At 69.5% G+C, this 19,090-nt stretch carries 18 protein-coding genes and 1 riboswitch; of the genes, 12 read left to right on the top strand and 6 right to left on the bottom strand.

The genetic code is table 11. The features are described from left to right. Nucleotides 1-27 precede the first annotated feature (27 nt). Nucleotides 28-1,332: an ABC transporter substrate-binding protein gene (locus tag ACYVGQ_RS13645; RefSeq protein ID WP_460785191.1), complete on the bottom strand. Its 1,305-nt coding sequence runs from the start codon at nucleotides 1,330-1,332 to the stop codon at nucleotides 28-30. Nucleotides 1,333-1,543: 211 nt separating this feature from the next. Between ACYVGQ_RS13645 and ACYVGQ_RS13640 the strand changes: the two genes are divergently transcribed. After that, nucleotides 1,544-2,386 (top strand): NAD-dependent epimerase/dehydratase family protein, encoded by an 843-nt coding sequence (locus tag ACYVGQ_RS13640; RefSeq protein WP_460785190.1) that lies wholly within the window; start codon nucleotides 1,544-1,546, stop codon nucleotides 2,384-2,386. Then, nucleotides 2,383-3,162, top strand: coding sequence for an IclR family transcriptional regulator (locus ACYVGQ_RS13635; RefSeq protein ID WP_460785189.1), 780 nt, complete (start codon nucleotides 2,383-2,385; stop codon nucleotides 3,160-3,162). Before ACYVGQ_RS13640 ends, ACYVGQ_RS13635 begins: the two co-directional genes overlap by 4 nt. Before the next feature lie 55 nt (nucleotides 3,163-3,217). Here the strand turns inward: ACYVGQ_RS13635 and ACYVGQ_RS13630 are convergent, their stop codons facing one another. Together ACYVGQ_RS13630 and ACYVGQ_RS13625 are read right to left on the bottom strand one after the other, a co-directional pair. Then, complete coding sequence (locus ACYVGQ_RS13630; protein ID WP_460785188.1) at nucleotides 3,218-3,754, bottom strand: RNA polymerase sigma factor; 537 nt, start codon at nucleotides 3,752-3,754, stop codon at nucleotides 3,218-3,220. Continuing rightward, nucleotides 3,751-4,350, bottom strand: a complete 600-nt coding sequence (locus ACYVGQ_RS13625) for a hypothetical protein (protein ID WP_460785187.1) — start codon at nucleotides 4,348-4,350, stop codon at nucleotides 3,751-3,753. Before ACYVGQ_RS13625 ends, ACYVGQ_RS13630 begins: the two co-directional genes overlap by 4 nt. A 130-nt stretch (nucleotides 4,351-4,480) precedes the next feature. Next, nucleotides 4,481-4,628, top strand: a riboswitch (FMN riboswitch). A 50-nt stretch (nucleotides 4,629-4,678) separates the two neighbouring features. Between ACYVGQ_RS13625 and ribD the strand changes: the two genes are divergently transcribed. The 5 genes from ribD to ACYVGQ_RS13600 all read left to right on the top strand — a co-directional run bounded on the left by ribD (nucleotide 4,679) and on the right by ACYVGQ_RS13600 (nucleotide 8,577). Beyond that, nucleotides 4,679-5,719, top strand: coding sequence for a bifunctional diaminohydroxyphosphoribosylaminopyrimidine deaminase/5-amino-6-(5-phosphoribosylamino)uracil reductase RibD (ribD, locus tag ACYVGQ_RS13620; RefSeq protein WP_460785186.1), 1,041 nt, complete (start codon nucleotides 4,679-4,681; stop codon nucleotides 5,717-5,719). Further along, nucleotides 5,719-6,351 (top strand): riboflavin synthase, encoded by a 633-nt coding sequence (locus tag ACYVGQ_RS13615; protein WP_460785185.1) that lies wholly within the window; start codon nucleotides 5,719-5,721, stop codon nucleotides 6,349-6,351. The genes ribD and ACYVGQ_RS13615 overlap by 1 nt, the downstream gene beginning before the upstream one ends. After that, on the top strand, nucleotides 6,348-7,622 hold the full coding sequence (ribA, locus tag ACYVGQ_RS13610; RefSeq protein WP_460785184.1) for a GTP cyclohydrolase II: 1,275 nt from the start codon (nucleotides 6,348-6,350) through the stop codon (nucleotides 7,620-7,622). The genes ACYVGQ_RS13615 and ribA overlap by 4 nt, the downstream gene beginning before the upstream one ends. Further along, complete coding sequence (ribH, locus tag ACYVGQ_RS13605) at nucleotides 7,619-8,095, top strand: 6,7-dimethyl-8-ribityllumazine synthase (RefSeq protein ID WP_460785183.1); 477 nt, start codon at nucleotides 7,619-7,621, stop codon at nucleotides 8,093-8,095. The genes ribA and ribH overlap by 4 nt, the downstream gene beginning before the upstream one ends. Nucleotides 8,096-8,217: 122 nt before the next feature. Beyond that, nucleotides 8,218-8,577, top strand: a complete 360-nt coding sequence (locus ACYVGQ_RS13600) for a Fe-S protein (protein ID WP_460785182.1) — start codon at nucleotides 8,218-8,220, stop codon at nucleotides 8,575-8,577. Nucleotides 8,578-8,776: 199 nt separating this feature from the next. On the opposite strand, the gene ACYVGQ_RS13595 is transcribed toward ACYVGQ_RS13600, so the two are convergent. Both ACYVGQ_RS13595 and ACYVGQ_RS13590 read right to left on the bottom strand, forming a co-directional pair. Then, nucleotides 8,777-10,225, bottom strand: coding sequence for an HNH endonuclease signature motif containing protein (locus ACYVGQ_RS13595; RefSeq protein WP_460785181.1), 1,449 nt, complete (start codon nucleotides 10,223-10,225; stop codon nucleotides 8,777-8,779). Nucleotides 10,226-10,571: 346 nt separating this feature from the next. After that, the gene (locus ACYVGQ_RS13590) at nucleotides 10,572-11,558 is read right to left on the bottom strand and encodes a LacI family DNA-binding transcriptional regulator (RefSeq protein ID WP_460785463.1); all 987 of its coding nucleotides are present in this window, start codon (nucleotides 11,556-11,558) and stop codon (nucleotides 10,572-10,574) included. A gap of 160 nt (nucleotides 11,559-11,718) precedes the next feature. On the opposite strand from ACYVGQ_RS13590, the gene ACYVGQ_RS13585 reads away from it, so the two are divergent. The 5 genes from ACYVGQ_RS13585 to ACYVGQ_RS13565 all read left to right on the top strand — a co-directional run bounded on the left by ACYVGQ_RS13585 (nucleotide 11,719) and on the right by ACYVGQ_RS13565 (nucleotide 18,323). Continuing rightward, nucleotides 11,719-12,636 (top strand): carbohydrate ABC transporter permease, encoded by a 918-nt coding sequence (locus ACYVGQ_RS13585; RefSeq protein WP_460785180.1) that lies wholly within the window; start codon nucleotides 11,719-11,721, stop codon nucleotides 12,634-12,636. Between the two features lie 79 nt (nucleotides 12,637-12,715). After that, complete coding sequence (locus ACYVGQ_RS13580; protein WP_460785462.1) at nucleotides 12,716-13,525, top strand: carbohydrate ABC transporter permease; 810 nt, start codon at nucleotides 12,716-12,718, stop codon at nucleotides 13,523-13,525. 37 nt (nucleotides 13,526-13,562) lie between these two features. Then, complete coding sequence (locus tag ACYVGQ_RS13575) at nucleotides 13,563-14,918, top strand: ABC transporter substrate-binding protein (protein ID WP_460785179.1); 1,356 nt, start codon at nucleotides 13,563-13,565, stop codon at nucleotides 14,916-14,918. Nucleotides 14,919-15,045: 127 nt separating this feature from the next. Further along, nucleotides 15,046-16,785 (top strand): glycoside hydrolase family 35 protein, encoded by a 1,740-nt coding sequence (locus ACYVGQ_RS13570; protein ID WP_460785178.1) that lies wholly within the window; start codon nucleotides 15,046-15,048, stop codon nucleotides 16,783-16,785. Nucleotides 16,786-16,868: 83 nt separating this feature from the next. Further along, nucleotides 16,869-18,323, top strand: a complete 1,455-nt coding sequence (locus ACYVGQ_RS13565; RefSeq protein WP_460785177.1) for an MFS transporter — start codon at nucleotides 16,869-16,871, stop codon at nucleotides 18,321-18,323. A 136-nt stretch (nucleotides 18,324-18,459) separates the two neighbouring features. Here ACYVGQ_RS13565 and ACYVGQ_RS13560 read toward each other — a convergent pair whose 3' ends face one another. Then, the gene (locus tag ACYVGQ_RS13560) at nucleotides 18,460-19,083 is read right to left on the bottom strand and encodes an HAD family hydrolase (protein ID WP_460785176.1); all 624 of its coding nucleotides are present in this window, start codon (nucleotides 19,081-19,083) and stop codon (nucleotides 18,460-18,462) included. Nucleotides 19,084-19,090 lie beyond the last annotated feature (7 nt).

The raw sequence follows: 19,090 nt of genomic DNA, 5'->3' as shown, positions 1-19,090 counted from the left end.
TCGTTCTCCTCGTCTCGGGCATCGCGGTCAGCCGGCGAAGTCGGCGGGGTCGAACCAGGCGTCGATGCCCGACTGGACGGCATCGGCGACGCCTTCCGGCGTCTGGTCTCCGAGCCAGAGCCGCTGCACCTGCTCCCCGTAGACGTCGGTGCCCCACGGCGTGCCGTAGCGCAGGTAGGCCGCGCCCAGATAGGTGGCCGAGGAGTCCAGGAAGCGCTCGTACATCTCGGAGACGTGCTCGTCGTCCAGTTCGACGCCGTCGCGCGGCGGGATGGTGCTCATCGTGTTGGAGTAGGCCTGGAAGTACTCCGCCGACGCCAGCCAGTTCAGCAGCTCGGCCGCCTCCTCGGGATGCTCGCTGCGCGCGGACAGCGCCCATCCGCCGTCCGCATAGGCGACGGTCGCGGGCTCCGCGGGCCAACCGGGCCCCGCGGGGACGTCGAACGTCCCGTACTCCAGGTCGGTCGCTCCGAGGTTCTCGAAGCTGGACACCTGCCACGTGCCGGACGGGAACATGGCGGCCATCCCCGTCGCGAAGATCGTGACCGCCTCGTCGAGCGTCACCGAGGTGACGTTGTCGATCAGGTACGGCTCGATCTCCTGCATGAGCGCGATGGACGCGACGCCGTCCGGCGAGGTGAGGCTCTCATCCCCTGCGACGAAGGCGTCGGTGAACGCGTTCCCGCCTCGGCGTGCGTTTCCGAGGACCTCGCCGGCCAGGGCGATCTGCGCCGCGGCGGCTCCTGGAATCACGATCGGCGCGGTCCCGGAGTCCTTGATCGTCTCGGAGACCTGCAGGAACTCGTCCCAGGTGGTCGGGACCTCGAGCCCGAGGTCGTCGAAGATCCCCTTGTTGTAGAAGACCTGCGCGGTCTGGATCCCCTGGGGCACCGCGTAGACGAGCCCGTCTCCTCGCGCCTTCACTCCGTCGAGAGCGATCTCGGAGAATCCGCTCCAGTCCTCGACGAGGTCGTCGATGGGCACGAGATCGCCGCTCTCGGCGAAGCTGGAGATCACCCCGTAGGACCGGATCGCCGCCACGTCCGGGCCTCCGGAGCCGGCGAGCCCCGTGGTGAGCAGCGTCTGATAGTCCTGATCGGGCTGAACGAGGATCTCGACCTCGATACCCGGATGCTCGGCCTCGAACGTCTCCAGCAGGCCGTCCTCAAGTGCTTCACGAGCCTCGTTGCTCCATGTCCACATGGTCAGCGTGACGCTGTCGTCGTCCGGCGCCCCCGCGCCGGTGCAGCCGGTGAGAACCGTGGCCGCGCCGATCGTCAGGGCGAGGCCGCCGGCGAGGGACCGGCGGGTCCGCAGGGAAGAATGAGACATCTCCAACTCCTTTGTAAAGCGATGCGTGCGAAAAGTGCCTGAGCGACGACGTCGTCCCGGACCTGTTCCGGGCTCGGCGGCGACGTGCGGCAACGCTAGGAAACAAAATCGCCACCCGCAAAAATGTTGTCGATACGGCAACACGTCCCTCATCGTTGCCATATTCGCAACTCCGTTGCTGTACAGACAACCGGCTGGCAGGATCTCGGGCATGCATCACAACGACGAGAGCACGAAGCGCAGCGTCCTCCTGACCGGTGGCGCGGGCCGGATCGCCACGAGCTTCGCGGAAGCGGCATCGTCGCGTCACGACCTCACGCTTCTCGACCTCCCAGGGCGCTTCACCGCTCGCCACGCCGAGCTGGGACGGCTCGTGGAAGCCGATCTCAGCGACATCGACGCCATCGCCGCAGCCTTCGAGGGGATCGACACCGTCGTCCACCTGGGCGGGGAGCGCCGCCCAGGCGCCCCCTGGTCCGCCCTCCTTCCGGCGAACATCGTCGGCGCGTACAACGTCGTCGCCGCCGCCCTCGCCGCCGGATGCCGCCGGATGGTCTACGCGTCGTCAGTGCACGCCGTCTCCGGATACGCGCCATGGCAGCAGGTGCGGGAGGACGATCCGGTCAGGCCCGGCGATCTGTACGGGGTCACCAAGTGCTTCGGAGAGGCGCTCGGCGCGCACGCCGCCCAGCAGGGGCTGTCGTTCATCGCGCTGCGGATCGGTGCCTTCGACGATCCGGAGGCGCTCGCCGACGACGAGAACGGCTGGATGCTGCGGGACTACTGCGCACCGGAGGATCTCCACGATCTCATCGAGAGGTCCATCGCGGCGGACGTCGTCTTCGAGATCTTCAACGCGGTGAGCGCGAACCGCTTCGCGCGACTGCCCGTCGACAAGGCCGCGACGGAGCTCGGCTATCGCTCACGGACCGATTCGTTCCGGCTGTCGCCCTCCTTCTCGCACGCGCTGGACGCGACGGCGGATCTCGCCGACAAGGCCTTCGAGTCCGGTTTCCGAGAAGACCTCGCGCGCATCGGGGAGGCGCGGAGATGACCGCGGACGCCGGACGCCATCGGGCGCTGTCCCGCGGGATGAGCATCCTGGAGGCCGTGGCCGAGTCGCGCAGCGGACTGAGCGTCACCGAGCTCTCCGTCCTGACCGGCATCGACAAGAGCTCGACCTCACGCCTGGTCGGCAGCCTCGTCGAGCTCGGGTTCCTGGCCCGGCTGGAGAGCCGCCGCATCGTGCTCACCGGGCGGGTGCTGAACCTCGCGAAGGGCTTCCGTCAGCAGTACGACCTCAGCGAGATCGCCCGCCCGCACCTGACGGACCTCCGGGATCGCGTCAACGAGACGGTCATCCTCACCGTGCGCCAGGGCTCGAACTCGGTCAGCATCGAGCAGCTGGACCCGGAGCATCCGTTCCGGATGGTCCCGCACGTCGGCAACGCGGCGCCGTTGTACGGCACCGCGGCAGGACGGGCCATCATGTTCACCCTGCCGACCAGCGAGCAGCACCGCATCATCGACGAGCTCGCCGACGCTCCGGTCGAGCACCCGGAGGTCCGCCTGGACCACACCACCTGGGCGCGCGAGTACGAGCTCGCGCAGAGCCGCGGCTTCGTCTGGATCCCGCGCACGGACGATGTGGAGCGCGTCGCGGCCGTCGTCCGCGACCGCAACGGATCCGCCCTGGCCTCCGTCTCCATCTACGGGCCGAAGTACCGCATCCAGGACCGCATCGGCGAGATGGGCCGCGAGGCCCGGCTGACGGCCGGACGCATCTCGCGGGCGGCGCTCGGCGTCCGCGCGGACGAATCGGCTCCCTGACCGCGATGCCTCAGGGCGAGAGGAGCCTCTCGAAGATCCTTGCCCGCCGTCGGGCTCACGGAGCGGCCGATGCCCGCAGCTTCGCGAGGGCACGGGCATGACGGCTGCGCACGGTCGTCGGGCGCATGGCGAGGATCCTCGCCACCTCGGCCAGCGAGAACCCCTCCCACAGCGAGAGTCTCAGGATCTCCTGATCGATGCCCGGCAGCTGTTCGAGGAGCGCCTGCGCCGCGACGATCCCTTCATCCTGATCCTGCGCGGGCCGCGCCGCGAGTTCATGCCTGAGCCTCTCCCCCAGCGCATCTCGGCGTCGCACGCCACGGCGGTGGCCCGAGAGCACCCTGCGCGCGACACCGTACGCCCACATCCGCGCACCCGTTTCATCGACGGGGATGCTGTCCTTCCGACGCCAGAGCACCATGAGCGTCTCTCCCAGCAGATCGGCGGCGTCCTCTCGAACGGCCACGCGGCGGACGAAATAGGCGAGCAGGCCGGGAGCCTCGCGTTCGACGAGAGCCGTGATGTCCGCAGCGTCCGCCTCCCGTCGCGTCCGGGTCAGCGCGCGACCCGCGGGAAGCGATGCGGCGCTCATCGGAGCCGCCCCGTGCAATCGGACGTGAGCTCGGCGCCCCCGCTTCCCGAGAGACCGAGCGCGATCCCGGTGTCGGTCAGCAGGAACGACGTCAGAGAGAACGAGAAGGCCTGCGCATCGGCGTACCGCTCCCCTTCGGCGGGGATCCACTCCGAGGACTCCGGAAGAACGCCTGGCGCAGCCTTCCGGTCGCCGGTCAGCACGAGCGCGTAGTCGTAGATCCGCTGTCCGACGCCGTCGAAGTCGTGCGTGCGGTAGTAGTCGATCACCTCCTCGCGGAACGGCGTGAAGAGGGACCCTCCGGTGATCTGTGCCACGCAGTCGACCGTGTCGCCCGACTGGGTCGTGTAGCTGATCGGGATGAGGAGCTCTTCCCTGACGAGGCTGTCGGAGACGACGACGGCGCCGGCCGTGAGCGCGAGGGCTCCGACGGCGGCCACCGGAGCGATCCAGGTGAGACGGCGCCTCGGCCGACGCCTCGAGGCCCGGCGCGCCAGCGTCGCCGTCTCCGCGATCGCGATGCTCATCGCGCTGTCCTCCGGCGTCCGCCACGGGTTGCCGCTGGTGAGGATCTCCTCGATCCGCTGCTCGGTCATGATCTGCCCTTTCGGTCGGTTCTGGCCCTTCATGGGGGACATGGCCGGACAATCCGGAAGTGTTGCACGCGTCTGATCTCCCGTCACGGAATGAAATCCGCGCATCCGCGTTGACTACACTCAGAACAGCACACGTGCTCCGGGGTCGGTGAGAATCCGAACCGGCGGTGACAGTCCGCGAGCGTCTCGGTTCATCCGGGGTGCCGATCCGGTGGAACTCCGGAACCGACGGTGATGCGAGGGTGACCTCGCTAGTCCGGAAGGGAGGCAGCACGGTGCGCGTACGCGCGCATTCAGCCATCCCCGGAGCCTCGACGAAGGACGAAGGATGGCAGTGACCGAGGCGGAGAGCCGGGCGATGAGCCGTGCCATCGAGCTGGCGACGCGCGGCCCACGCGGAGTGAATCCGCAGGTCGGGGCCGTGATCCTCTCCCCCGCCGGCGAGATCATCGCCGAGGGGTGGCATCGAGGCTCGGGCACGCCCCACGCCGAGGTCGATGCGCTGTCGAAGCTTCCGCACGACGGCGCGCTCGGCGCGACGGCGGTCGTCACTCTGGAGCCCTGCAACCACACCGGGCGCACCGGACCGTGCGCCGTCGCCCTCATCGAGGCGGGCGTCTCCCGCGTCGTCTACGCGCTCGACGATCCCGTCGCGAGCCATGGCGGCGGAGGGGATCGCCTCCGCGCGGCCGGTGTGAGCGTCGAGTCCGGCGAGCAGGCGGAGTCCGCGCGCGGCGTCATCGCCGACTGGCTCGCCGTGCAGCGTCTCGGGCGTCCGCACGTCACGGTCAAGTGGGCGCAGAGCCTGGACGGCCGCGCGGCCGCGGACGACGGCACCAGCCAGTGGATCACCGGCCCCGCAGCGCGGGCGGACGTGCACCGCCGGCGCGCGGCATCCGATGCCGTCGTCGTCGGCACCGGAACCGTGCTCGCCGACGATCCGGCCCTCACCGCCCGTGCGGGCGATGAGCTGCTCCCCCGCCAGCCGATCCCCGTGGTGATCGGATCGCGCGGCGTCCCCGTGGATGCCGCGCTGCGCCGTCACCCCCGCGAGCTGCTCCACTACGACACCCGCGACCTGGAGGCCGTCGTCGCCGACCTCGGCTCGCGCGGCGTCCAGCGGGTGTTCGTCGAGGGCGGACCGACGCTCGCCAGCGCCTTCCTCGCCGCGGGCCTCGCCGACGAGATCCTCGCCTACATCGCCCCGGTGCTGCTGGGCGGACGCCGCCTGGCGGTGACCGACGTCGGCGTCGCGACGATCGCCGCCGCGCGCCGACTCGCCATCGACGAGTGGCTGCCCCTCGGCGCCGACCTCCTCGCGATCGCACACCCGACCGCTTCGACCGCTTCGACCGAAGGAGCACCCTGATGTTCACCGGAATCATCACCGAGATCGGCGAGATCACCGCCATCGCACCGTCCGGCGACGGCTGGCGTCTCACCGTCCGCGCGCCGGGCGCAGCGTCAGACGCGGTGCACGGCGAGTCGATCGCCGTCTCCGGCGTCTGCCTGACCGTCGTCGGCTCCACGGCCGACTCGTTCGACGCCGACGTCATGAAGCAGACCCTGGACGTCTCGGCGCTGGCCTCGGCCGTCGTCGGCACCCGCGTCAACATCGAGAAGGCCATGCCGGTGGGCGCTCGCCTGGGCGGTCACATCGTGCAGGGACACGTGGACGGCATCGGCCGCATCGTCGAGGTGCGCCCCGGCGACCAGTGGAGCGTGCTGCGCGTCGGCCTGCCCGCCGACCTCGCTGCCCTCGTGGTCGACAAGGGCTCGATCTCGATCGACGGCACCTCGCTCACGGTGAGCGCCGTCAGCGAGCCCGGCGCCGCAGAGTCCTTCCTCGAGGTCTCCCTCATCCCTGAGACGCTCGCCGCGACCACCCTCGGCTCCCGTGTCGTCGACGACCTCGTCAACCTCGAGACCGATGTCCTCGCCCGCCATGTCGAGCGACTTCTCGCGTTCCGCACGGACGCGAAGGAAGGAGGCTCACGATGAGCCTTGCCAGCATCCCCGTGGCTCTGGACGCCCTGCGCGCCGGACGCCCCGTCATCGTCGCCGACGACGAGAACCGCGAGAACGAGGGCGACGTCATCCTCTCCGCAGAGCTCGCCACGCCGGAGTGGGTGGCGTGGACGGTGCGCTGGTCGTCCGGGTTCATCTGCGCGCCGATGCCCGCCGACCTCGCCGACCGGCTGAACCTCCCCCCGATGGTGGAGGCGAACGAGGACGCCCGTTCGACCGCCTACACCGTCAGCGTGGATGCGGCGGAGGGCGTCACCACCGGCATCAGCGCGCATGACCGGGCGCACACCCTGAACGTCCTCGCGGACCCTTCCTCGACGCCGACGAGCGTCATCCGGCCTGGCCACGTCCTGCCCCTGCGCGCCGTCGACGGCGGTGTCCGAGAGCGCAGCGGACATACCGAGGCCGCGGTGGAGCTGATGAGACTCGCAGGCCTGCGCCCGGTAGGGGCGATCGCCGAGATCGTCGCCGAGGACGGCAGCATGATGCGCCTGCCCGGGCTCCTGGAGCTCGGCGAGCGGGACGGCATCCCCGTCATCACGATCGAGCAGCTGATCGCCCACCTCGACGAGGTCGATCCGCTGGACGAGCCGGTGCACGCGGCGAAGGACGGCCGCCGCAGGGTCAGCCTGCGCGCCGACGCCACCGTCCCCACCGAGCACGGCGTGTTCCGCTTCCTCGCCTACAAGGACCGGGTCACCGGCACAGACCACATCGCGGTCGTCTCGGGCGAGCCGGGCGAGACCGCACTCGTCCGGGTGCACTCGGAGTGCCTCACCGGCGAGGCGTTCGGATCGCTCAAGTGCGAGTGCGGCCCGCAGCTGGACGCCGCGCTGGACGCGATCGAGCAGGAGGGCGGCGTCGTCATCTACATGCGCGGGCACGAGGGCCGCGGCATCGGCCTGATCAACAAGCTGCGCGCCTACCGTCTGCAGGAGGAGGGACTCGACACGGTCGACGCCAACCTCGCGCTCGGCCTTCCTGCGGATGCGCGCGACTATGCGGCGGCCGCCGGCATCCTCGGCGACCTGGGGATCTCCAGGGTGCGGCTGCTGACCAACAACACCGACAAGGTGAAGCAGCTGCAGGAGCTCGGACTCGACGTGATCGAACAGGTTCCGCTGATCGTCGGCGTCGGGCCCAACAACCACCAGTACCTCGAGACCAAGCGTGATCGCATGGGTCACATCATCGGAGAGGCGGAGCTCGCCGAGGCTCTCGCCGAAGGAAAGGACAACGCATGAGCGGCGCAGGAGCCCCCACCGCCCAGAGCCCGGTCGACGCGACGGGTCTGAACGTCGTCGTCATCGCCGGCACCTGGCACGACGTGATCACCGACGGGCTGATCGCCGGAGCGGAGCGAGCCCTCAGCGCCGCCCACGCCACCCATCGCCTGGTGCGAGTGCCTGGATCCTTCGAGCTCGCGCTCGCGGCGCAGGCCGCTTTCGAGGGCGGTGCGGATGCGGTCGTCGCGCTAGGAGCGATCATCCGCGGCGGCACTCCGCACTTCGAGTACGTGTCGTCGGCGACGACGGATGGCCTGACGCGGGTGTCTCTGGATGCCGGGAAGCCGGTCGGCTTCGGCGTGCTGACGCTGGACGACGAGCAGCAGGGCCTGGACCGCGCGGGGCTGGAGGGCTCGAAGGAGGACAAGGGCGCCGAAGCGGCCGATGCCGCGATCCGCACCGCACTGCTCCTGCGGCAGCTGCGCGGCTGAGTCTGCCGCGGCCGTGACCGATCCGGCAACACCTGCGCGGCTCCGAATCCGCGGCTCCTGCGGGACTGAGGTCAGGCGAACCTACCTGGCGGGCGCGTGCTCGCGCGCGTAGCGTGTCGCCCATGGAGACCCTGCGCCACATCGTCCTGTTCATCCATCTCATCGGCTTCGCGACGCTCTTCGGCGCCTGGGCGGTGCAGGCCTTCGGCGGGAAGCGCGAGTTCACCCGGCTGATGTCGATCGGCATGACCATCGCCGCGGTCGCCGGTCTCGCACTCGCGGCTCCATGGGGACTGCCGGAGGGGGCGGAGATGAACTACGCGAAGATCGGCGTGAAGTTCGCCGTTCTGATCGTGATCGGGGCGCTGCTCGGCATCGGCGCTGGTCGCCAGCGCAAGACCGGATCCGTGCCTCCCGCCATGTTCTGGCTCGTCGGCGTCCTGACGCTCGTCAACGCGGGTATCGCCGCCATCTGGCGCTGAGTCGCGGCTCGGCCTTCACGAGGTATACGGCGTTCGCTGGTCATCCGGTCGCCGGTCGCCGGCATGCGTCAGGTCATCCACCTCCGGCCACAGGTATACGTCAAGTCACCCACCCCCGGCCACAGGTATACGTCAAGTCACCCGAGCCCCCGTCACCGGCCGCGGTCAGGGCATCCGAGCCCCGACCGCGGCGTCCGAATCAGGGCACTCCGCTCAGCGCGTGCTCGGGAAGCGCGTGCTCGGGAAGACTGTGTCGCGGAGTGCGCCAGAGCCGATCGGCGTCCCACCAGGCCGGCCCGCGGATCTGGGGCACACCCTCGAGCGTGCGGATCTCCCAAACGCGCGGGTCGAGGTTGCGGTGGTGCCACCAGCACAAGGGCACTCCGTTGTCCGTGTGAGTGGGCCCGCCGTCCTGATGCTCGATCACGTGGTGGATCTCGCACCACGACGCCGGGACATGACAGCCAGGGATCAAGCACTCCTTGTCTCGGAGGATGATCGCCCGGCGCTGGTGGGCCGTGAAGATCCGATCTGTGACGCTGATCCCGACGATGCGACCTTCGTCGAACAGGACCCGTTGCACACCGCCTGCGCAGGCCGTGTGCGCGGCGACGGACACGGGAACCGGTGCGAGGGTTCCGGGGATGCTCGCCCATCCGGTTCCCGCAGCGTAGTCCGCGGCGTCCACGTGCACGACGAGCGTCGGCGCAGCGCCGCCCAGCTTCGGCATCTCCTCGTGCCTCGCGGCGATTCCGAGCGCAGCCGCGAGGGCGTCGTGACGCCTCTGCGCGGCGGTGCGACCGTCGATCACGCCGCGCGGGTCGCCGTTGAACGGATCGTCTTCTCCCGCGGATGGGTCGCAGGCGTCGCCTCCATCCGGGAGGAAGGCCACCGTCCCGGATTGCGGTGCTCCGGCCGCTTTCGGATTGCCGTACGCATCGAAGATCAGCTGCAGCTGGGCGGCCACCTCCGGCAACAGCGCGCCCTGCGCGCGGTGGAAGCCGTCGTGCAGCGGCCCGATCGAGAAGGAGCGTCTCACCTGCGCGCGCCGGTCCGAAGGCTCGGCCCCATCGGGATCGAGCGCCATCGCCCATTCGTACGCCGCCTGCTTCAGTTCCTCCGGCGTCGCGGCGGGCTCCGATGCCCCCTCGGGCGCTGCGGTCTCCCCCCGCGCGTAGGCGGCGAGATCGGCATCCGCCTGCAGCCGCTCGGCGGTCCCGACACGGTGATGCACCTCTTCCAACGGCCCGGTCGCAGCCAGCAGGCCGCTCACCCCGACCACGCCGTCGAGCAGAGCCTCGCGCAGCAGCGGCCACCGCGCAGGCATCCGCTCTCCACTCGTCATGCTCATCGTCCGTCGCACGGCCTGCACCGCCCGGCCGAATCGCGTCGCCTGCCCGGCATCCACTCGCAGCACCCTGCGGAGCAGCTCGTTCTGGCTCCGACATCCGTACGCGTGCTCGAAGCCCGGCTCCGATGCGGCCACCAGCTCGACCGCCACCGCCTCGGACAGCCTCAGCATCCGTCCGGCCGCGTCGAGGACCTCGGCCCGTGCCGCATCGGACAGACCGGCGATCGCCTCGCCGGACAGCACCTCGCGCAGGCAGCGGATGGCCTGGTCGAGGAGTTCGGCGGTGCGGTTCGTCATGCTTCCATTGAACGCGGGGGCTCCGACATCGAGTGAGGAGATACCCGATCTGAACTGGGTTTCTGTGGAGGCTCACGAGAAGAAGCCGACTGTGCAGGGCCAGTGGCCGCGTAGGGCCGTAGAGGGGGCGCGGCGGGCAGAATCGCGGGATCCGTTTCGCGCCGCGCGCCGAGGAGCGGTTCAGGATGCCAGGGCGTTTCGACTCGGTCGCTCCGCGTCCTCGCTCAACGAACGGGTCAGGGGAGGCCCACGCACGACGAACCGGCGCAGATCCCGCGCCGCAGCGAGCAGCAGGGAGAACGCCCCTCCAGACGACGAGCCGGGCGAGGAATCGCCCCTCGGCGCGTCAGCGGGAGCGCGGCGGCGCCGTGCTCTCCCGCACCACGAGCTCCGTCGCGACGAGCGGCGCCTGCGCGTGCCCCTCGCCGTCGAGCTCGGCGAGCAGGGTGTCCACGGCGAGCGCGCCGACGCGCTCCGGATGCTGCTGCACCGTCGTCAGCGGCGGCCACAGCTGCGCCGCCTCCGGCAGACCGTCGAAACCGACCACGCTGACGTCGCCCGGTACGTCCATCCCCGCCTCGCGGAACGCCCGCACGAGGCCGATGGCCATCTGGTCGTTCGCTGCGAAGACCGCGGTCACCGCAGGATCCGCGGCCAGCACCACCCCGGCGCGGTATCCGGATGCCGCGCTCCAGTCCCCCGCGATCGCATCGGGAACAGAGCGTCCGCGCGCCTGGAGGGTGTCCTGCCACGCCTGCCGGCGCCGCTCCGCGGAGTAAGACCTCGCCGGACCGGTCACATGCCAGACGGTCTCATGCCCGAGCTCCAGCAGGTGCTCGGTGGCGAGCCGCGCGCCCTGGGCCTGGTCGGTGTCGACGAAGGGACGCGAGGTGGATCGACTGGAGTCGACGAAGACGACCGGGAGCCCCGCGGGGATCTCGACGTCGGCCTCATCGAGCTGATGCGCCTCGATGACGATCACGATGCCGTCGACGGCGTGCTCCTCCAGCCGGCGGAAGGCCCCGTCCACGGTGTCCCTCGCGCTGGACTCGACGGGGATCAGGGTGAGTGCATAGCCCGCCTGCGCCGCACGGACCGCGATGGCGTCGAGTGTGCGCTGGTTGCCGTAGGAGCTGAAGGAGAACATGATCACGCCGATGGCGCGGAACCGCCCCGACCGCAGTGCGCGCGCGGCGCTGTTGGGCCGGTATCCGAGACGCTGCATGGCGGCGTTCACCCGCTCGCGTGTCGCCTGGCCGACATAGCCGCGGTTGTTCACCACGCGCGACACCGTCTGACCCGAGACGCCGGCCTCGCGGGCGACGTCCTCCATGGAGGGCTCCCGCCGCCGTCCCGACAGCTCCGCCGGGGATTCCTGAGACACGCGTGCTGTTCCCCTCGATGTGTTGACGTTGACACACTAGCACCGGATGACATATGTTGACGTTGACATACGGCGCAGGTCGCGCCCGGAACGTAAGAAGGTCTCGTCGATGACGACACACATCACCGCAGCGCCGGCGGTCGCCGCAGGCATCCGGCGCGAGCGGCGCGATTGGAAGGGCTGGGCCTTCGTCGGCCCGTTCATGCTCGTGTTCGCGCTGGTGTTCCTCACCCCGCTGATCTACGCGCTGTACCTGAGCTTCTTCCAGGACAGGCTCGTCGGAGGCACCGCCTTCGTCGGCTTCGACAACTACATGCGCGCCCTCACCGACCCGCAGTTCTGGGAGGCCTTCGGCCGCGTGCTGCTGTTCCTCGTCGTGCAGGTGCCGATCATGCTCGCCCTCGCCCTCGGCGCGGCTCTCGCATTGGACAGCGCACGCCTGAAGGGCGCGTCGTTCTTCCGCATCCTCATCTTCCTGCCATACGCCGTCCCCGCCGTCGTCGCCGTCCTCATGTGGGGCTACATCTACGGAGACCAGTTCGGCCTCGCCGGCAACATCAACGACCTCCTCGGCATCGACGCGATCACCCCGTTCGCGAAGGAGTGGATGCTGCTCTCGATCGGCAACATCGTGACGTGGGAGTTCGTCGGCTACAACATGCTGATCTTCTACTCCTCGCTGAAGACCATCCCCGCCGACATGTACGAGGCCGCATCGCTGGACGGCGCCGGCGCCTGGCGGATCGTCTTCTCGATCAAGATCCCCTCCGTGCGCGGAGCGCTCGTCATCGCGACGATCTTCTCGATCATCGGGAGCTTCCAGCTGTTCAACGAGCCGAACATCCTGCGTCCGCTCGCCCCCAACGTGATCACCACGTACTTCACACCGAACATGTATGCCTACAACCTGTCCTTCGCGGGGCAGCAGTTCAACTACTCGGCCACCATCGCGATCATCATGGGCGTCATCACCGCCGTGATCGCCTACGTCGTGCAGCTGCGCGGCTCGAAGTCGGAGGTGCGCTGAGATGGCGCTCGCCCTGGATCGCTCCGCTCCCAAGAACGCGCACCTGAACCCGCGGTCGTCCAAGACGCTGCTGATCGTCATGATCGCGTACGCGCTGTACACGCTCGTGCCGCTGATCTGGCTGCTCTTCGCCTCGACCAAGACGCAGTCCGGTCTGTTCAGCTCGTTCGGCCTGTGGTTCTCCGACGACTTCGCGTTCTTCGACAACCTCGTCGCGACCTTCACGTACCGCGACGGGATCTTCCTGCGCTGGCTCGGCAACACCCTGCTGTACGTCGTCGTCGGCGCAGGGGGCGCGACGCTGCTGGCCACCATGGCGGGCTACGGCCTGGCCAAGTTCCGCTTCCCCGGCCGCCCTGCGGTGTTCGCCGTCGTCCTCGGAGCCGTCGCCGTGCCCGGCACGGCGCTCGCGGTTCCGACCTTCCTGCTGTTCAGCGAGCTGGGCCTGACGAACACGCCGTGGGCGGTCATCATCCCCTCGCTCATCAGCCCCTTCGGCCTGTACCTCATCTGGGTGTTCGCCTCGGAGTCCGTGCCGACCGAGCTGCTCGAGGCCGCCCGCATCGACGGCGCCGGCGAGTTCCGCACCTTCTTCACGATCTCGATCCGCCTGCTCGCGCCCGGCATCGTGACGGTGGCGCTGTTCACGGTCGTCGCGACCTGGAACAACTACTTCCTGCCGCTGATCATGCTCTCCGACCCCGACTGGTACCCGCTGACCGTCGGCCTGAACCAATGGAGCGCGCAGGCCATCGGCGCCGGCTCCCAGCCGATCTACAACCTCGTGATCATGGGATCCCTCCTCACGATCATCCCGATCGTCATCGCCTTCCTGCTGCTGCAGCGCTTCTGGCAGTCCGGTCTGACCGCCGGAAGCGTCAAGCAGTGATCCGCACCTCGCACCACCATCCCGAAAGGACACCGCAATGAAGCACCTTCCCTCCCCCGTCGCGCGGCGCGCTCTCGCCGCGCTCGCGGCCGGCGGCCTGGCCGCCCTCGCCCTCGCCGGCTGCGCGCCGAGCGGCGACGACTCCTCCTCCGGCGGCGGAGACGGCTCCTTCGACTCCGTCGAGGCGGCCCTCGCGGCCGGCGGCGAGATCACGTACTGGTCGTGGACCCCCTCCGCCGAGGCCCAGGTCGCCGCCTTCGAGGACGCCTACCCGAACGTGACCGTCAACCTCGTCAACGCGGGCACGAACAACGACGAGTACACCAAGCTCCAGAACGCGATCAAGGCGGGTTCCGGCGCACCGGACGTCGTCCAGATCGAGTACTACGCCTTCCCGCAGTTCTCCCTCACCGACTCCTTCGTCGACCTCTCGCAGTACGGCTTCTCCGACTTCGAGGGCGACTACACGGCATCCACCTGGAACTCCGTCACCGACGGCGACGCGATCTACGGCCTGCCGCAGGACTCCGGCCCCATGGCGCTGTTCTACAACAAGGCCGTCTTCGACGAGCTCGGCCTCGCCGTGCCCACCACCTGGGACGAGTACTACGAGGCGGCCAAGGCGATCCACGCCGCCGACCCCGACGCCTACATCGCCAACGACCTCGGCGACGCGGGCTTCGCGACCAGCATGATCTGGCAGGCCGGCGGCCAGCCGTTCCAGACCTCCGGCACCGATGTCACGCTCGACCTGCAGGACGAGGGCGCACAGAAGTGGACCGAGAACTGGAACCGCCTCGTCGAGGAGGACCTGCTCGCACCGACGTCCAGCTGGAGCGACGAGTGGTTCCGCGGCCTCGGCGACGGCAGCATCGCGACGCTCGTCATCGGCGCCTGGATGCCGGGCAACCTGATCTCGGGCGCCCCGGACGGCTCGGGCGACTGGCGCGTCGCCCCCATGCCGACCTATGACGGCACCCCCGCCAGCGCCGAGAACGGCGGAGGCGGCCAGGCCGTGACCACGCAGAGCGCGAACCCCGAGCTCGCCGCCGGCTTCCTGTGGTGGCTGAACAACTCCGAGGAGAGCGTCGAGATCTTCCTGGAGTCCGGCGGCTTCCCGTCCACCACGGCCGACCTGGCGGACGAGGAGTTCCTCGCCGACGCACCGGAGTACTTCGGAGGCCAGAAGATCAACGAGGTCCTCGCGCAGGCGGCGGACGACGTGGTCGAGGGCTGGAGCTACCTGCCCTATCAGGTGTACGCGAACAGCATCTTCGGCGACACCGTCGGCCAGTCGTACCAGAACGGGACCGACCTGAACGAGGGCCTCGTGGCCTGGCAGGACGCGCTCGTGCAGTACGGCGACGAGCAGGGCTTCTCCGTCAACAAGTAGTCATCCCGGGCGGGATGCTCCGCACGCTTCAGTTCGACTCGCCTCGCTCGCTCAGCACGAGCGACAGGCTCGGCGAGGCGAACGCTGCGGAGCATCCCGCCCCCTTCCTCCCCGAAAGCGCAGCCCCGTGAGCACCTTCTCCATCGGCGAGACCGACTTCCTCCGCGACGGAAGGCCGCACCGCGTCCTCGCCGGCGCGATCCACTACTTCCGCGTCCACCCGGACCAGTGGCAGGACCGCATCCGCAAGGCCCGCCTGATGGGGCTCAACACGATCGAGACCTATGTCGCCTGGAACGCGCACGAACCCCGCCGCGGCGAATGGGACGCCACCGGCTGGAACGACCTCGGGCGATTCCTCGATCTGATCGCCGCCGAGGGCATGGACGCCATCGTGCGCCCCGGCCCCTACATCTGCGCGGAGTGGCACAACGGCGGTCTGCCGACCTGGGTCGACGCCGACGTGCGCACGCTGCGATCCTCCGATCCGGCCTACCTCGCAGACGTCACCGGGTTCCTCGAGCGCGTCTACGAGATCGTCGCACCGCGTCAGATCCACCGGGACGGCTCCGTCGTCCTCGTGCAGATCGAGAACGAGTACGGCGCCTACGGCTCCGACAAGGCCTACCTGAAGGAGCTCGTGCGCGTCACGCGCGCCGCGGGCATCGATGTCCCGCTCACGACGGTCGACCAGCCGACCGATCGGATGCTCGCCGACGGGAGCCTGCCCGAGCTGCATCGCACCGGCTCCTTCGGATCCCGCGTCCCCGAGCGTCTGGAGACCCTGCGCCGGCACCAGAGGACCGGGCCGCTGATGTGCTCGGAGTTCTGGGACGGCTGGTTCGACTGGTGGGGCGGCGTGCACCACACGACGGATGCTGCGGCCGCGGCATCCGACCTCGACGCGCTGCTCGCCTCCGGCGCCTCGGTGAACATCTACATGTTCCACGGCGGCACGAACTTCGGCCTCACGAACGGCGCCAACCACAAGGGCCGGTATCTGCCGCTGGTCACCAGCTACGACTACGACGCCCCTCTCGACGAAGCGGGGAACCCGACGCCGAAGTTCTTCGCGCTGCGGGACGTGATCGCGAAGTATGCTCCCGTCCCGGACGAGGTCCCGGAGGCCGCAGCACCCGCGCCCGTCTTCGAGGCCGCGCTCGCACCGGCCGGCCCATGGACGGATGCGCCGGTCGGCGAGGCATCCGACGTCCCGCCGACCTTCGAGGAGCTCGATCACCTCAGCGCGCTGGTCCGCTACGACGCCGACCTGCCGGAGGGCTTCGCCGGCGGGGTCCTGCAGGTCGAGGAGGAGATCCGAGACCTGGCCTGGGTGAGCGTCGACGGGCGCACGATCGGCACTCTCGCGCGCACCCGTCACGACAGGGCGCTTCGGATCCCGGCCGGCCGCGTCCTCAGCATCCTCGTCGAGGACCAGGGCCGCGTGAACTACGGCCGTCTCCTCGGCGAGGACAAGGGCATGATCGGCGCGCCGACGCTCGACGGCGCGCCCCTGCCCGGCTGGCGCGCCGCCGCCCTGGACGTCGCGGCGATCGCCGCCGACGTCGCCGAACGCGACGCCGAGGCGGATGCCGGAACGCTGCCGGGGTCGTGGACCGCCGTCTTCGATCTCGACGAGACCGCCGATCTCTTCCTCGACACCGGCACGTGGAGCAAGGGCTACGCGTTCCTGAACGGCTTCCTCCTCGGGCGGTATTGGCGCAACGGCCCCAGTCGGACGCTGTATGTTCCGGAGCCCGTGACCCTGGCCGGGGGGAACCGTCTCGTCGTCCTGGAGCTGGAGCACGTCGTCGATCCGGTCGCCCGCTTCCGCGCCGCGCCGTCGCTCGGCGATCGCGAGGAGTGACCGCGGCGCGTCCCAGGAAACGCACAGGAAGGCGTAAACTCCGGTGTGCTCTTCTCCCGGAAGGGCATGAAGGCAAGGAGATCATGAGCACCGTCACGAAACCCGCGAACCCGCGTTCGCGCGTCATCACCGCGAGCCTGGTGGGCACCACCATCGAGTTCTACGACTTCTACGCGTATGCGACCGCGGCGGTCCTCGTCTTCCCCACCCTGTTCTTCCCGAGCGACAACGACACCGCATCCCTGCTGGCGTCCTTCGCCGTGTTCGGCGCCGCCATGGTCGCGCGTCCGATCGGCGCCGTCGTCTTCGGGCATTTCGGGGACCGGTTCGGGCGCAAGGCGACGCTCGTGGCCTCCCTGCTCACGATGGGGATCGCGACGTTCGCGATCGGCCTGCTGCCGACGTACCAGGCGATCGGATGGTGGGCCGCGCTGCTGCTGCTCGTCCTCCGCCTCGCGCAGGGCTTCGCGCTCGGCGGCGAATGGTCGGGGGCCGCGCTGGTCGCGACCGAGAACGCGCCGAAGGGCAAGCGCGCCTGGTACGGCTCGTTCCCGCAGCTGGGCGCCCCGATCGGCTTCATCATCGCCAACGCGCTCTTCCTCATCATCAACTGGGCGCAGCCGCACGCGGAGAATCCCGCGCTGCGCTCGGAGGCCTTCCTCGCCTGGGGCTGGCGCGTGCCGTTCCTGTTCTCCGCCGTGATGGTCGTCATCGGCCTGTGGGTGCGCCTGAGGCTCGTCGAGTCCGACACCTTCAAGAAGGCGGAGCAGAAGGGCACGATCCGCAGGCTCCCGCTCGCCACGGTGTTCCGTCACCATTGGAAGCAGCTGATCCTCGGCACGTTCATCATGCTCGCGACCTATGTGCTGTTCTACCTCATGACGAACTTCACGCTCACCTACGGCACCAAGGCAGCGGATCTCGAGACCGCGTCCGCCGCCGCACAGGCCGCCGCGGAGACGACGGGCAAGGCGTTCGACGCCACGGCCTTCGCCGCGCAGTTCTATCCGGGGCTCGGCTTCGGGTACATCGACTTCGTGCTCATGCAGATCGTCGGCGTGGTGTTCTTCGGCATCTTCACGCTGCTCTCGGGGCCGGTCGCCGACGCGATCGGCCGCCGCAAGCTGCTCCTGTGGACGACCGGTGCGATCATCGTCTTCGGCCTGCTGTTCAACGTCTTCCTCCTGCCTCAGGGGGATCCGAAGTTCACCGGTGCGCTCACACAGGCGTTCCTCATCTTCGGGTTCGTGCTGATGGGGACGACGTTCGGCCCGATGGGCGCGCTGCTGCCAGAGCTCTTCCCGACCAACGTGCGCTACTCGGGTTCGGCGATCTCCTATAACGTGTCCTCGATCCTCGGCGCCGCGGTCGCGCCGTTCATCGCCGTCGCGCTGTGGGCGGCGGTGGACGGCCAGCCCTGGCTCGTCGGCGTCTACCTCTCCGCCATGGGCGTGCTGACCTTCATCGCGCTGATCCTCACGCCGGAGACGAAGGACCACGCCTACGAGGACGACCTGGGCGTCGCCGCTCAGCCCTAGGCCGCCCGAGGAGTCAGGGCCGTCGGTGTGTCGAACTCCGGCGGTCTCGGCTTCCGCGGCATGCGCCGCGGCGTGTTTCCGCGGTCGCCGTCGAGCCGGGCGACGAAAGTGCAGGAGTCCGGTACACGCCTGCGGCTCAGCCGGCGAGGAACTCCTCGATCGCGGCGATCGTCCTCGCGTTGTCGCCCTGCAGGATGCCGCGGATGCCGACGGCGGCCGCGCCGTCCACCGCACCCTGATGGTCGTCGACGAAGAGCACGTCCGCGGGGGCCGCTCCCATCCGCTCCAGCGCCCGCAGATAGGACAGCGGATCCGGCTTGTTCACCCCCTGCTCATGGCTGTAGCAGATCGGATCGAACACCGCGGAGAAGCCGAACCGGCGCTCCTCCTCCTCGCGGGCGCCGTCCGCCGAGTTCGACAGGATGGCCAGCCCGGCCCTTCCCCGCAGCGATCGCGCGTAGTCGAGAAGCTCCGTGTTCGCGGTTCCGCAGTACGCATGCCAGAAGTCGGTCTGCATCTCCGCCCGCTGCGCGGCGTCGAACCCGACGGCCTCGCCGAGGCGGCGCCAGAACTCCGGCCCGGTGCCGCTGGTGACGTCGATCGCCGGGAGATCCGCGGCCGCGACGCGCGCCTCGAACTCGGCCCGCCCCAGCCCGGCGTTCGCGCTCCAACGATCCCACCACAGCTCCTGCCAGGTGTCGTCGTCGACGATCTCCAGCACACCCCCGATGTCGAACAGGATCCACTTCTTCGTCGCCATGCGGTCC

The sequence above is a fragment of the Microbacterium tumbae genome (assembly GCF_054780175.1).
This window is presented reverse-complemented; position numbering and strand designations above follow the sequence as displayed.